Origin of the sequence: Streptosporangium sp. G11 (assembly GCF_051192615.1) — a bacterium.
Classification (GTDB): domain Bacteria; phylum Actinomycetota; class Actinomycetes; order Streptosporangiales; family Streptosporangiaceae; genus Streptosporangium.
The window spans coordinates 1-13,945 of the sequence record NZ_JBPJUQ010000013.1 but is presented as its reverse complement, the minus strand read 5'-3'; the positions used below and the strand labels follow the sequence as shown (position 1 = coordinate 13,945).

10 protein-coding genes are annotated in these 13,945 nt (G+C 69.6%); 4 read left to right on the top strand and 6 right to left on the bottom strand.

Annotation, left to right across the window (positions count from 1 at the left end; all coding sequences use genetic code 11):
- Position 1: 1 nt before the first annotated feature.
- Together ACSDR0_RS15380 and ACSDR0_RS15375 are read left to right on the top strand one after the other, a co-directional pair.
- A complete protein-coding gene (locus ACSDR0_RS15380; RefSeq protein ID WP_435289474.1) occupies positions 2-1,360 on the top strand; it encodes a PTS transporter subunit EIIC in 1,359 nt (452 codons plus the stop codon).
- Positions 1,361-1,685: 325 nt separating this feature from the next.
- Positions 1,686-2,195 (top strand): Rv3235 family protein, encoded by a 510-nt coding sequence (locus ACSDR0_RS15375; protein ID WP_435289473.1) that lies wholly within the window; start codon positions 1,686-1,688, stop codon positions 2,193-2,195.
- 114 nt (positions 2,196-2,309) lie between these two features.
- Here ACSDR0_RS15375 and secA read toward each other — a convergent pair whose 3' ends face one another.
- Positions 2,310-5,123, bottom strand: coding sequence for a preprotein translocase subunit SecA (gene secA / locus ACSDR0_RS15370; RefSeq protein ID WP_435289472.1), 2,814 nt, complete (start codon positions 5,121-5,123; stop codon positions 2,310-2,312).
- A 251-nt stretch (positions 5,124-5,374) separates the two neighbouring features.
- On the opposite strand from secA, the gene ACSDR0_RS15365 reads away from it, so the two are divergent.
- Together ACSDR0_RS15365 and ACSDR0_RS15360 are read left to right on the top strand one after the other, a co-directional pair.
- Positions 5,375-5,692, top strand: a complete 318-nt coding sequence (locus ACSDR0_RS15365; RefSeq protein WP_435289471.1) for an HGxxPAAW family protein — start codon at positions 5,375-5,377, stop codon at positions 5,690-5,692.
- 309 nt (positions 5,693-6,001) lie between these two features.
- Positions 6,002-7,192, top strand: coding sequence for a winged helix-turn-helix domain-containing protein (locus tag ACSDR0_RS15360; RefSeq protein ID WP_435289470.1), 1,191 nt, complete (start codon positions 6,002-6,004; stop codon positions 7,190-7,192).
- Between the two features lie 124 nt (positions 7,193-7,316).
- Here the strand turns inward: ACSDR0_RS15360 and ACSDR0_RS15355 are convergent, their stop codons facing one another.
- The 5 genes from ACSDR0_RS15355 to mtrB all read right to left on the bottom strand — a co-directional run bounded on the left by ACSDR0_RS15355 (position 7,317) and on the right by mtrB (position 13,839).
- Entirely contained in the window at positions 7,317-8,021 is a 705-nt protein-coding gene (locus tag ACSDR0_RS15355) for a response regulator transcription factor (RefSeq protein ID WP_329090540.1), read from the bottom strand.
- A gap of 94 nt (positions 8,022-8,115) precedes the next feature.
- Complete coding sequence (gene hpf / locus ACSDR0_RS15350; protein WP_435289469.1) at positions 8,116-8,778, bottom strand: ribosome hibernation-promoting factor, HPF/YfiA family; 663 nt, start codon at positions 8,776-8,778, stop codon at positions 8,116-8,118.
- Positions 8,779-9,299: 521 nt separating this feature from the next.
- A complete protein-coding gene (locus ACSDR0_RS15345) occupies positions 9,300-10,004 on the bottom strand; it encodes a ComF family protein (RefSeq protein ID WP_435289468.1) in 705 nt (234 codons plus the stop codon).
- 213 nt (positions 10,005-10,217) lie between these two features.
- Positions 10,218-12,005, bottom strand: a complete 1,788-nt coding sequence (locus tag ACSDR0_RS15340) for an LpqB family beta-propeller domain-containing protein (protein ID WP_435289467.1) — start codon at positions 12,003-12,005, stop codon at positions 10,218-10,220.
- 112 nt (positions 12,006-12,117) lie between these two features.
- Entirely contained in the window at positions 12,118-13,839 is a 1,722-nt protein-coding gene (gene mtrB / locus ACSDR0_RS15335) for an MtrAB system histidine kinase MtrB (protein WP_435289466.1), read from the bottom strand.
- Between the last annotated feature and the right edge of the window lie 106 nt (positions 13,840-13,945).

The following is a 13,945-nucleotide window of genomic DNA, read 5'->3' as shown; positions in this document are numbered from 1 at the left end:
GATGAGCCCTCCCTCGGCGGACGCGGGCCCGCCCGCCGCCCACCCGTCCGGGTCCGCCGCGATGAGCGTGCTCCAGCGCCTGGGACGTTCCCTGATGCTGCCGATCGCGGTCCTGCCGGCCGCGGGCCTGCTGTTCAGGCTCGGGCAGGCCGACCTCCTCGGCCGGACCGACAGCGTCCTGCTCGACGACGTGGCCCGTGTCGTCGGCACCGCGGGCGGCGCCCTGTTCGACAACCTGCCCATCCTGTTCGCGATCGGCGTCGCCATCGGGTTCGCCCGCAAGGCCGACGGCTCCACCGCCCTGGCGGCGCTCGTCGGCTACCTGGTCTTCCACGCCGTCAGCATGAACATGTTCTTCATCCTCTTCGACGCCGACCTGAGGGAGTCCATCACCACGCAGGTGTTCGACAGGGCCAACCCCGGCGTCCCCGACGAGGTCCTGAACCTCGGCGCGCAGAACCCGACCCGCGTGCTCGGCGGCATCGTCATGGGCCTGGTCTCGGCGTTGCTCTGGCAGCGCTACTACCGCACCAAGCTGCCGACCTGGCTGGCCTTCTTCGGCGGGCGCCGCCTGGTGCCGATCCTCACCGCCTTCGCCGGGCTCGTGATCGGCGTGCTCCTCGGCGCCGTCTGGCCGGTGCTGGGCGGCTGGGTCCGCGCCTCGGGGACCTGGCTCGCCTCCAACAGCGAGCTCGGCGCCGGGATCTACGGCATGATCAACCGCGCCCTGCTCCCGCTCGGCATGCACCACATCGTCAACAACGTGATCTGGACCCAGGTCCCCGAGTGCGTGGTCGACGGCAAGAAGCTCGCCGGGGACCTGATCTGCTTCAACAACGGCGCCGTCGGCTACGGCGGCTTCGAGGCCGGCTTCTACCCGGTCCTCATGTTCGGCCTGCCCGCCGCCGCGATCGCCATCTGGCGGGCCGCGCCGCCGCACCGCCGCACCGCGGTCGGCTCGATCATGATCTCCGCGGCGCTCACCGCGTTCCTCACCGGGATCACCGAGCCGATCGAGTTCGCCTTCATCTTCGTGGCACCGGTCCTGTTCGTGATCCACATCGTGCTGACCGGCATCTCCATGGCCCTCGCCTCCGCCCTGGGCGTCAAACTCGCCTTCAGCTTCTCCTCCGGGCTGATCGACCTGGGCCTGTACGGGACCGCGCCCAACGCCCGGGGGATACCGATCATCATCGTGATGGGACTCGTCTACGCGGTGATCTACTACACCGTGTTCAGCTTCCTGATCAGGAAGCTGAACATCATGACCCCCGGCCGCGAGCCCGAGCCCGACGTCGACTCCGGCGAGCCCTCCACCCCGGCGCGGGGCGGAACGGACACCGGTCCACCCCGCACCTGAGGGACGCGCCGCGCGGTTTCCGCCGAACGGACACCGGCCCGCCCCTGAGAGACGAGCCACTTGGCCTCGGCCGAACGGACACCGGCCCGCCTCGCCCCCAAGAGGCGCGCCGCGCGGTTTCGGCCGTCCGCCGGAGATCACGGCTTCGGCCACAACCCGTTTCCCCGCGGGACCGGCCACTCCAACCCGAGGTCACCTTCTTCGCCCAACAGGACGAAGCGACCGGGATTTCCGGGAAGTTGGCGGGCGGCGTATCTGGGCAGAGGGCCGGAAACTCCCTGATGCGTCAGTTTCTCCGCCCCGGCCGAGCACAATCGGAGTTCCCATGTCGCCCCCACGACGCCCGGCATCGCCCCCCAGGATCGCGCCCTCCCCCGCCGCCGAGCCGCCCTACGACGACGACCGCCCCGCCGGGGACACCCCGGCCATGCCGCCGTACGTGCAGGGCACCCTCGCCCTCGCCCTCGATCCCGCGAAACCGGGCCCCTCGGCGGGGAAACCGCTGGTCTGGGGCCCACCAGGCGCGGTCCCCGACGAGCGGCGGCTGCGGGCCCTCGCCCAGGCCGTCGCCGAGATCCTGTCCGGCAGGCGCCCCGCGGCGAGCGTCTCCTGCCACATGACCGGCAGGGCCCAGGCCGAGCTGGTCAGGAGCGGGAAGATCATCAACAGCGCGCGCCCACCCCGGGCGGGCAGGGCCCACGTCTCCCAGCCCGAGGACGGGGTGGTGGAGATGTGCGCCGTGGTCGACTGCGGCGACCGATCGCGCGTCCTGGCGCTGAGGCTGGAACGCAGGGGCGTGCGCTGGCTGTGCACCGAGTTCGAGACGACCCCCTGACCCACGTCCCGTACCTGCGAGGACTCCGCGACACCCCGGCCTCTCCTCCGCCGAAGGCGGGCCGGACACGCCGAAGGGCCCGCACCACGCGTGGTGCGGGCCCTTCGGTGACGGTCAGACCTCGACGTGCTTGGGGTCGCCGTGGCAGCGCTTGTACTTCTTGCCGGAACCGCAGGGGCACGGCGCGTTGCGCTCGACGTTGCCGTACGCGTCACGCTCGGCCTTGCTGCTGATCCGGGTGTGCTCCACCTCGCCGCTCTCGCCCGGAGCCGTGTACTCCAGCTCGGCGGGACGCTGCGGGCCGCGCAGGCCGCGGGCGATGATCGAGCGGGTCTCCGCGATCGCGGCGTCCTCGGAGTGGTCGTGCTCCTCGACGATCGGGTTGCTCTGCACCTCGACCTCAAGGTTGAACAGGTAACCGACCGACTCCTCCTTGATGCCCTCGAGCATCTGGGAGAACATCTCGAAGCCCTCGCGCTGGTACTCGATCAGCGGGTCGCGCTGGGCCATCGCGCGCAGGCCGATGCCCTCCTGGAGATAGTCCATCTCGTAGAGGTGCTCGCGCCACTTGCGGTCGAGGACCGACAGGATGACGCGGCGCTCCAGCACCCGCATGCCCTCCGGGTCCATGGCCTGGGCGTTGATCTCCTCTTCGCGACGGTCGTAGGCGGCCATCGCGTCGGCCTTGATCCGCTCGTCGAGGAACTGGGCGGTCAGCTCCTCGCGGCCTCCGGCCTCCTCGACGAGCTGCTCGGCGGTGATGCTGATGGGGTACAGCTGGCCGAGGGCCTTCCACAGCTTGTCGAGGTCCCACTCCTCGGCGAAGCCCTCGGCGGTGGCGCCCGCGATGTACTCGTCGATCACGTCGTTGACGAAGCCGCGGATCTGCTCGTGCAGGTCCGCGCCCTCCAGCACCCGGTGGCGCTCGGCGTAGATCACCTTGCGCTGCCGGTTCATGACCTCGTCGTACTTCAGAACGTTCTTACGGATCTCGAAGTTCTGCTGCTCGACCTGGTGCTGGGCGGAGGCGATGGCCTTGGAGACGATGCCCGACTCGATCGGGACGTCGTCAGGGATGTTGAGGCGCGTCATGATCATCTCGACCCTGGCCGAGTTGAACAGGCGCATGAGGTCGTCTTCGAGCGAGAGGTAGAAGCGCGACTCGCCCGGGTCGCCCTGACGGCCGGAACGGCCGCGGAGCTGGTTGTCGATGCGCCGCGACTCGTGCCGCTCGGTGCCCAGGACGTAGAGGCCGCCGAGCTCGGTGACCTCGTCGTGCTCGGCCTGCACGGCCGCCCTGGCCTTCTCCAGCGCCTCGCCCCAGGCCTTGTCGTACTCCTCCGGCGTCTCGACCGGGTCGAGGCCGCGGCTGCGCAGCTCCAGGTCGGCGCGGAAGTCGGGGTTGCCGCCGAGCATGATGTCGGTGCCTCGACCGGCCATGTTGGTGGCCACGGTGACGGCGTGCTTGCGGCCCGCCTCGGCGATGATCGCCGCCTCACGCGCGTGGTTCTTGGCGTTGAGGACCTCGTGCTTGACGCCCTTGCGCTTGAGCTCCTTGGCGAGGCGCTCGGACTTGGCGACGCTCGTGGTGCCGACCAGGACGGGCTGGCCCCGCTCGTAGCGCTCCTTGATGTCCTCGACGCTCGCCATGAACTTGGCGTCCTCGGTCTTGTAGACCACGTCGGCCTGGTCCTTGCGGATCATCGGCCGGTTCGTCGGGATCGGGACGACGCCGAGCTTGTAGGTCTGGTGGAACTCGTTGGCCTCGGTCGCCGCGGTGCCGGTCATGCCGGAGAGCGTCTCGTAGAGGCGGAAGTAGTTCTGCAGCGTGATCGTGGCGAGGGTCTGGTTCTCATCCTTGATCTTGACGGCTTCCTTGGCCTCGATGGCCTGGTGCATGCCCTCGTTGTAGCGGCGGCCGTGCAGGACGCGACCGGTGAACTCGTCCACGATCAGGACCTCACCGTCGACGACGATGTAGTCCTTGTCCTTCTTGTAGAGCTCCTTGGCCTTCAACGCGTTGTTGAGGAAGCCGACCAGGTGGGTGTGCTCGGGCTTGTAGAGGTTCTCGATGCCCAGCCAGTCTTCGACCTTCTCCACGCCGGACTCGAAGATGCCGACCGTGCGCTTCTTCTCGTCGACGGCGTAGTCGCCGGTGTTCTCCTCGCCGTCCTTGCCCTCGGTGCCCCTGCGGAGCCGGGGGACGATCTTGGCGAACTCGGCGTACCACTTGCCGGACTGCTCGCCGGGACCGGAGATGATCAGCGGCGTCCTGGCCTCGTCGATGAGGATCGAGTCGACCTCGTCGACGACGGCGAAGTGGTGGCCACGCTGGACGCACTCCTCCAGCGACCACGCCATGTTGTCGCGCAGGTAGTCGAAGCCGAACTCGTTGTTCGTGCCGTACGTGATGTCGGCGTTGTACTGCTTGCGACGCTCGTCGGAGGGCATGTTGGCCAGGATCACGCCGACCTCGAGACCGAGGAAGCGGTGGATCCGGCCCATCTCGTCGCCGTCACGCTTGGCCAGGTAGTCGTTGACCGTGATGACGTGGACGCCCTTGCCCGAGATGGCGTTGAGGTAGGTGGGGAGCGTACAGGTCAGGGTCTTGCCCTCACCGGTGCGCATCTCCGAGATGTTGCCCATGTGCAGGTTGGCCCCGCCCATGATCTGCACGTCGAAGTGACGCTTGCCCAGGACCCGCCGGGACGCCTCACGGACGGTGGCGAAAGCCTCGGGAAGCAGGTCGTCGAGGGACTCACCCTCCGCGTAACGCTGCTTGTAGTCGTCGGTGAGCGCGCGAAGCTCGGCGTCGGTCAAGCTCGTGAAGTCGTCTTCAATGGAGTTGACCTGGTCGGCGATCCGCTTGAGCTTGCGCAGAAGCTTGCCTTCGCCGGCGCGAAGAATTCTATCGAGAAAGGCTGGCACTTTAGGTAAAGCTCCTCGCAGGTCTTCCACGGCCGGACCGGCCCGGCTGAGGACGAGACATGGTTCTCCGCTGCCATCGTAGGCGGTTCCGCCACCAGACACAGCCACCCTGAAAGACGCTCTTGTGGCCCATGGAGTTCCTTGCCCGCTTCTTTGAGAGAGTACGACCAGCTTCAAAGGGTATGTCGCCCTTTGTCACGTCCGCGATAGATCATGCGGGCGCGTCGCTGTGCCTGGGAGGAGAAGCCGTGATGGCGGAGGACACGCGTCTGGCGAGTGGCGGGACCCACGAGGGCCAGGGAGGTGACGGGGGGCCCGCGGTCCACAAGGGCCAGGGGGGCCACGGGGGCAGGGCGTCGTCCTGGCTGGCGGTGACCGTGATCCTGCTGGGTTTCACCATCGCGGGGGTCGCCCTCTGCCTGGGCCCGAACTGGTTCGTCCTCTGGATGGGCACGGCGGTCTGCGCCATGGGCGCCATCCTCACCCTGGTCTTCCGCGTCTTCCAGGACATCGTCGTCGAGGCCCCCCGCAGGATGAGCGGCGGAACCAGCCGGGGCGTCCTCGGCTGACAGTGAGGATGTAGATCAACGCCTCCCCGCCCGATGGGGATCACCCCGCTCCACCGGGCTCCCCCTCGTCCGGGTTCACCCTCACTTGGGTTCACCCTCGTCCAGGTCACCCTCGCCTGAGCTCACCCCGTCCGGGTCACTCTCGCCGAGGTTCACCCTCGCCCGGTGAGGGTCGTGAGGGTCATCCCACTCGACACGATTCGCGATGGTTCACCCCGGCCACGGATACCCTGACACCGGCGTAGCCTTTTCGTCGGTGTCAGGCGCTAGCCTCGGCTACTCGACGTGTTGTCTCCCCCTGGGGCGGTCATGCAGCTCTCCCTTTCCTCCGACGAGGCCCGCCGCGTCATCCTCCGCGCCCAGGGATTCCTGGGCGCGCAGGCCCGGCGAGGCGGCGCCCCCGCGACCCTGCGCCGCCTCGGGGCCGTCCAGCTCGACACGATCTCCGTGCTGGCCCGCTCCCACGAGCTGGTCGCGTACGCCCGCCTCGGCGCCATCGGCAGGCAGGAGGTCGAGCGGGCCTACTGGGACGATCCCGCGCGGGCCTTCGAATACTGGTGTCACGCGGCCTGCGTCCTCCCGATCGGCGACTGGGCGCTGTACGCCTTCAGGCGGAGATATTTCCGCGCCAGGAAGTTCCGCTGGCACGAGGTGCCCGACAGCGTCGACAAGGTGCTCAACCTGGTCCGCGAGAGCGGCCCGGTCACCACCGCCGACATCGGCGGGGCCAAGAAGGGCGGCCCGTGGTGGGACTGGTCCGACTCCAAGATCGCCATCGAGTGGCTGCTCGACACCGGCGAGGTCGTCTGCACGCGCAGGGTGGGCTGGCGCCGCGTCTACGACCTGGCCGAACGCGCGGTCCCCGCGGACCTGCTGGCCGAGGAGCTGTCCGACGCCGAATGCGTCACCCGCCTCGCCGGGATCGCCGGGGTCGCGCTCGGCGTGGCCACCCGCGCCGACCTCGTCGACTTCCTGCGCCTGAAGGCGCCCGAGGCGCTGCTGCTCGACAAGTGCCTGCGCGACGGGTCCGCCGGGCTGGTGCCCGTCCGCGTCGCCGGGTGGCCCGAGCGGGCCGCCGACGCCTGGGCCGACCCGGCGGCGCTGGAGACGGAGCCCAGGGGCCGCCACCGCACGACCCCGCTCTCCCCGTTCGACTCCCTCGTCTGGGATCGCGCCCGCACCGCCCGCGTGTTCGGTTTCAACCACCGCCTTGAGGCGTACGTGCCCAAGGAGAAGCGCGTCCACGGTTACTTCACGATGCCGGTCCTGGCCGGGGGCAGGCTGGTCGGGCGGATCGACCCGGCCCGCGAGGGGTCCACGCTGGTGGCCCGCCAGGTGAGTCTCGAAGCCGGTGTCACGCCGGGCAAAGGTGCCGCCTCGCTGGCCGGCGCGCTCTGGGAGGCCGCGAGCTGGGTCGGCTGCGAGGCCGTCCGGGTCGAGCGCGTCGATCCTCTGCTGGCCGGGCCCCTCCAGGACGCCCTGAGGCGGGAGGCTCCCTGAGCGGGCCACTCCGAAACCGGGCCGCCTCCCGAACGGGGACGGCCTCGCACGCGGAACCGTCCCGCCGAGGCGGGACGTCCCCCGGGTGCGGTGACCGCCAGGCGGTCACCGCACCGGGCACGTGTCAGGTGATCTCGAGCATCCGCTCGCGGACCGCGTAGACCACCGCCTCCATCCTGGAGTGGAGCTGGAGCTTGTCCAGGATGTTTCTGACGTGGTTCTTCACGGTGTTCTCGGAGATGAACAGCTGCTTGGCGATCTCGCGGTTGTTCATACCCTTCGCGACGAGGCGGAGCACCTCCATCTCCCGTTCGGTCAGGCGTGGAACGGGGAGCTGCGGAGGCCGCTCGGCCTCCTTACGGCTCATGTTGGCGAATTCGCTGATGAGTTTGGCGGCCATCGCCGGGTTGATCAGCGACTGTCCTTCGTGGACGCCGCGGACGGCCTCCGGAACCTCGTCGAGCTGGACGTTCTTCAGCAGATAGCCGGTGGCGCCCGCCTTGATCGCCTCGAAGAGATCCTCCTCCTCGTCACTCACCGTCAACATGATGATCCGTGTGCTCGGCACCGAGGCCTTGATCTCTCGAGTGGCCTCGATGCCACTCCTCCGTGGCATCCGGACGTCCATGAGCATGACATCCGGAGTGAGGCGGTCGGCGAGTTCGACCGCTTCCTGTCCGTCGCTCGCCTCGCCGACAACCTCGATGTCCGTCTCCGCGGCCAGCGCCATCTCCAGGCTGCGGCGGATCAGCGCGTGATCGTCAACGATCAACACGCGGATCGGTTCGCCGCGTCCGGTCGGGCCGGTTGCGTCGTCGGGTTCCGTCACGCCTCCTCCTCGGGGGGCCAGAGCCGGTGGACCGCCATGATTACACGGGTTTCATGGTCCTCGGTTGGTCGGAGAGGATCTTCGAACGCGTTCGTCAGGGCTCAACGAGCCGCAACACGCCGTAGTTGTACCCCTGACGGAGGTATACGACGCTTGGCTGCCCGCTCTCCTTGTCACGGAAGAGATAGAAATCGTGTCCCACCAGTTCCATCTCAAGAAGTGCCTGATCGATCGTGATCGGATCGGCCTCGTGGAACTTCTCCCTGACCATCAGCGGCCCGTCCCCGTCCATCTGGATCGGGATGATGGTCTCGTCCTCTGGAAGGTCGGCCTCGTCAGCCTGGGGTTCGGCCGAGGAGTGCTCGGTGAGCAGGTCGGCCGGTGCGCTCTCGAACGATTCGGCGAGGGCGGTGGCCGTCAGCTCCGCGACCGACGGGGGGCAGTGGTTGCCGTGATGGATCTTCCTGCGGTCGGCGAGGCGCCGCAGCCGTCCTTCGAGTTTGCCGAGTGCGATGTCAAGGGCGGCGAAACGGTCGTCGGCCGAGGCCTCCGCCCGAACCGCGGGACCACGTGAGTGAATGGTGAGCTCGACGCGCTCTCGCTGGTCGACGATACGGGCATTGCGTTCCTTGGACACCTCCACGTCAACGCGAATGAGCTTGTGGTCCAAACGCTCGATCCTGGCCAGCTTGGTGTTCACGAGGTCACGGAATCGGTCACTCACTCCGGTGTGCCGACCCTTGACGATGATCTCCATGCACAGCCCCCCTTCGAATCTCGACGGTGGTATTGCGACACCCGCTCGGCCGACCTGGTCTTCGTCCCCACATCCGCCTGCTGAGGGTTTCGCAGCTCTTTGCCACTACATGCCCTTCTCTTCTGGCAAGGAACATCTGGCTCCCTGGGAAGGCAGGACTTACCTCTAAGCCGCACCGTGATCGACCGACGAAAAGTCGTCTTACGTGGACCGTTTGGCCTGCGGCTGGCATCGGCTAGCCGGGCCGGCCTCCTGACGGAGGTCGGTCCGGTGCAACCACGGACCCGAGCGGGTGCCATGGCTCAGACGCTATCCGCATCGCGGCCGAATGTCAGCCTGGCGATCGGCCAAAGGATCACTTTGCGTAATTCGGAACCGGCCGGCCGGCCGTCGGGGCCCCCTGCCCTCGCGGGTCGGCGGCATGATAGGCGAAGCCTTCTCGCGTCCGTTGAGCAGCCTGGAAAGCGGCCCCCGGACAGTGAGGTGTGGCGCCGGAGTGAGACCCGGCACGGGCCTCACTTTCACCCTCCGTCACGATCACCAGATCTGGATCTCCGGCGTGTCGCGGCGATCGTGGCGGCGAAGGACGGCGTCACCCCCGCCTCGCGCATCGCCCTGGCCGCCTCCGCGAGCGTCGCACCGGTGGTGACGATGTCGTCGACCAGCACAATCGCCTCCGTACCGCCCCAGGAGCGCGGCACAGGCGCGTTGCGGCCGACCGTGACCGTGAAGGCGGCGGAGAGGTTGGCGGCCCGCTGGAGGGAACTCAGCCCCGCCTGGTCGGCGACGCGGCGGCGCTGGGCGAGCACCCGCGCCACGCTCGCGGGCCAGCCCGCCTCGCGGAGGTAACCGGCCGCCAGCCCCGCGAGCCGGACCATCGGGTCGTGCCCGCGGCGCCTGCGGGCCGACCGGGCGCTGGGCACCGGCACCAGCAGCACCGGGCGCTCGCCGGCCGCCGTGGCGACCGCCAGTGCCAGAGCCCCGGCCAGGGGCGGGGCGAGGGCCGTGCGGCCGCGCTCCTTGTAGGCGATGATCGCCCGCCGCACGGCGGGGGTGTATTCGGCCGCCGACCAGCACTCGGGCAGGCCCGGCGGCACGGGATCGGGCATCCGGAGGGCCGGCGCCCCGTGCAGCTCGGCCGCGCATCGGGGACAGACGAGGGCGCCCGGCGCGTCGCATCCGGCGCAACGGGGCGGCAGGATCAGGTCGAGCATGGCGGTCGTCACGGATCCAAGCTTTCAGATGGCACCGACAAAAAGCCCAGACCAGGGTACCGGAGGGGGGTTCAGGCCCCCGCCGGGAGGCAGCGGCCGCCCCCGGGCCGGGACGGCCCGCCCCGCCGGCCCAGGGGGAAGGCCGGGAACGCGGGGCCGTTCCCGGTGAAGTCCGTCAGCCCAGGGGGAAGGCCGGGAACCAGGGGCCGTTCTCGGTGAAGTCCGTCAGCCCAGGGGGAAGGCCGGGAACGCGGGGCCGTTCTCGGTGAAGTCCGTCGTCCCGGTCTCGTTCTTGATCAGCGACTCCCACTTGGCGGAGTTCCAGAACAGGACCTGCCGGTCGCCCTGCTCGTCTTTGGCCCCGGCGAGCAGGGTGCCGTCCAGGGCGGTGATGCTCTCGATCCGCGAGTCGAAGGCCAGGGACTTGGTCGCGGCGGTGACCGAGGCCTCGAGCAGCTCCGACTTGCCGGTGAGCGCGTACAGGGTCTTGCCGTCCTTCCAGGCGATGTCCTTGATCGTCTGGTTGCCGTCGGTGTCGACCACGGTCTGGAGGTTGGTGATGCGGGTGCCCTCCCGCTCTCCGACGACGGTGCCGACCTGGACCTGCTCGCCCAGCCCGTCCTTGACGACCACCGCGACGTGCACCCCGTCTCGCGCGACCTTGAGCGACTTGATGTGGAACGTCTCCAGGTCGGGGGCGGACACCCGGTACTGGTGCTTGTTGTCGCCGTCGTGCCGGGTGATGACCGAGGTGTGGTCGTTGGGCCGGTCCACCGTCCAGAGCGTGTGATAGCGGTCCCAGGTCGGCGGGGCGAGGGAGACCCCCGTGGCCCAGGCCCGCCACTCGCCGCCCGCGGCGAGCGGCGCGACGGAGACGCTCCTGCCGTCTTCCGAGAGCACCGCCACCTGCTGCACGGGCTGGCCGCTGATCGCGGGACGGGTGAGCCCGGTCCCCTTCTGGCCCGCCCTGCCCGGCACGGGCCGCCCGACGTTCTCCTTGTCCAGCAGCCGCAGCGCGCCGTCGGCGAGATAGAACGGGTAGACGGCGTCGGGGGTCGTCCAGGGGTCGAAGTTCGACTGCTCCTGGGCGTCGATCTGGAGGGGCGTGTCGGGATAGTACGACTCGCCGTTCACCGTGACCTCGAAGCCCCAGCCGCCCTTGGTGAGCGCGGCGAGCGTCGCGGCGAGCTGGGCGGCCATCGGGTCGATGAGGTCGGAGTCCACCCGCCTGGTGAGGTCGACGACGACCCTGTTGTTCTCGGTGGTGACGTCGATGAGCTCGGTGTCGGCGAAGGCGGTGCGCACCGCGTCCTTGAGGGAGCTGCTCGGCCCTCTGAGGAGCCGCTCGACCGTCGTCTTGGCGAAGTTGGCGCCCGGGTCGATCGGCACCCGCACCTGGTCGACCACCAGGCCCTTCCACTGGGAGTCGAGGAAGTACAGGTCCACGGGCAGGTAGCCGCGGGCGACGTCGCCCTCGGACAGCAGGAGGCCGTCGGGGGCCGCGCTGATGCGCCACTCGCCGCCCGCCCCCTTGGCGAGCGTGAAGGGCTGGTTCAGGGGCCCGCCACTCGGACGGTATCGACCGTCCTGGTCGATGATGGCGGTTTTGGTGCCTTTAAGCGTGACCTGAGCCTGCTTGTCCTCGTCTCGTAGTGGCGCGAACTTCTCGTACTCGCCCTGCCGGTAGACCGTCACGCCGCTGTGCGGGTTCCACTTGGCGGCGAAGTCGCCGGTGAGGTACTTGCGGGCGACCTGGAAATCGGAGTCGTCGAGGCTCGCCATGGCCGCGCGGAAGCCGGTGACGACCTCCTCCGGCGACCAGTCGGCCTTCGGCGCCATGGCGATGACCCGCGCGTACGGGTCGCCCAGCGGGCTGCCCTTGCGCTCGTTGTCGACGGCGACGACGGACTTGCCGCCGGTGGGGATGACCGAGCAGGCGCTCAGCCCGTAGACCAGGGCGATCGCCAGGAACACCGTCCCCGCGTGCCGCGCGCCTCCCCCCGGCGCCGGCACGTATCGCCTCCCGCGGGTCCCGGGCCGCGTCGCGCCGCCCCCCGCCGGCGCGTACCGCGCCTCGCGGGCTCCGGCCCGCGCGGGCTCCGGCCCGCGTCGCGCCCGTTCGGTCCTAGTCCGCATCGCGTCCCCCGTCGGCCGCCGCCGGCGACAGCACCGGCGTCACGTGCCCTCGCCACGTGCGTCGCATCTCCACCTCCGGGGGTACGAGCGGCAGGGGCGAGCCCCTGAGCACCGCCCCGGCCACCCTGGGCAGCGAGAGCCGGAACTGCGACCCCTCCCCGTGCGAGCCCCACGCCTGCAGCCAGCCGCCGTGCAGAATGGCGTCCTCGCGGGAGATGGCCAGCCCCAGGCCCGTACCGCCGATCGTGCGCGCCCGGGACGGGTCGGCCCGCCAGAACCGGTCGAAGACCAGGTTCTCCTCACCGGGTTTCAGCCCCACCCCGTGGTCCCGTACCGCCACCGCCACCGCGTCCCTGTCGGCGGCGACCGAGACGACGATGTCGCGGCCCTCGCCGTGCTCGATCGCGTTGAACAGCAGGTTGCGCAGGATGCGCTCGACCCTGCGGCTGTCCATCTCCGCCATGCAGGGCTCGCCGGGAAGGCGCAGGTCGAAGCGGGTGGAGTGGCGCTCGGCCAACGCCTCGGAGTCGGCGACGGCGCGCAGCACCACGTCCCTGACGTCCACCGGGTCGACGTCGAGGTCGGCCGCGCCCGCGTCGTAGCGGCTGATCTCCAGGAGGTCGGCGAGCATCGCCTCGAACCGGTTGAGCTGGTTCTGCATCAGCTCGGCCGACCTGGCGGCCATCGGGTCGAAGTCCTCGCGGGCGTCGAAGAGCAGGTCGGCGGCCATCCGCACGGTGGTCAGCGGGGTGCGCAGCTCGTGCGAGACGTCCGAGACGAACTGGCGCTGGACCTGGGAGAGCTCCTCCAGCTGGTGGATCTTCAGCGCCAGGTTGGCGGCCATCTCGTTGAAGGAGGTGGCCAGGCGGGCCAGGTCGTCCTCGCCGCGCACCTTCAGCCGCTCGTCCAGGCGCCCGGCGGCCAGCCGTTCGGCGGCCTGTCTGGCCAGCCGCACCGGTGTGACGACCTGGCGGGTGACCAGGGAGGAGATCGCGGCCAGCAGCAGCACCAGACCGGCGCCGACAAGGATGATCATCTGCTGCACGGAGGCGAGGGTCCGCTCCTCCTTGTCCAGCGGGACCAGGTGGTAGATCTCGTACGACGAGTCGAGGCGGGTGCCGATGATCATTCCGGGCACAGGCTGCTCGGGCTGCCCCTTGTAGTACAGCGGGGTGTACCAGGTGCTGTCCTCGCCCGCCTCCTTCTTGAACAGCTCCTCGTGCTGCCTGGGCGGGATGCTGATGGGATCGATGTTCGTGGTCCCGTAGAACGCCCCGGGCAGCCCCTCGTTACGGATGATCACCGAGTAGCGGCTGGCCGAGCCCGCGCGCCGCGCGAGCGCCTCCGTGGCCTGGCTGAGCGGGCTGCTTCCCGCCGCCTGCGGCGCCTGGCCCGGCTCGACGGGCTGCTTGGCGGCCTCGGCGGCCGGCTGGTTGAGATAGCCGAGCACCGCGTTCCTGTCGGCCTGCGCCTCGCTCTTGGCCGCGCTCTCCCTGGTCTCCAGGGTGGTCCTGATGATCTGCTGCATCAGGAAGACGCCGAGCACGGCGACGACCACGATGGAGATGACCATCGTGCTGGTGACCACGCGCAGCTGGAGCGAGCGCCAGAAGACGCGTCGCGCCCGTCCTGCGACGCGCCGGGTACGGCGCCGCACACCCCGCAGCAGCTGGCGCGGGGTGCGACGGCGTTTCTTCGGTGCGGGAGGCATCTGGGGGTCCGGGGGAACTCGGCGGCTAGTACTGCAACGGCGCTTGCGCGGATAGATCGGTTTGCCGATCATTTATGTCTCGTGACGGTTGTAGATCTTGAGGCGT

Coding starts and splice junctions, on each gene's coding strand:
- ACSDR0_RS15360 (WP_435289470.1), top strand. CDS start 6,002: ATGCAGCTCTCCCTTTCCTCCGACGAGGCCCGCCGCGTCATCCTCCGC.
- ACSDR0_RS15380 (WP_435289474.1), top strand. CDS start 2: ATGAGCCCTCCCTCGGCGGACGCGGGCCCGCCCGCCGCCCACCCGTCC.
- mtrB (WP_435289466.1), bottom strand. CDS start 13,839: ATGCCTCCCGCACCGAAGAAACGCCGTCGCACCCCGCGCCAGCTGCTG.
- ACSDR0_RS15365 (WP_435289471.1), top strand. CDS start 5,375: ATGGCGGAGGACACGCGTCTGGCGAGTGGCGGGACCCACGAGGGCCAG.
- ACSDR0_RS15375 (WP_435289473.1), top strand. CDS start 1,686: ATGTCGCCCCCACGACGCCCGGCATCGCCCCCCAGGATCGCGCCCTCC.
- hpf (WP_435289469.1), bottom strand. CDS start 8,778: ATGGAGATCATCGTCAAGGGTCGGCACACCGGAGTGAGTGACCGATTC.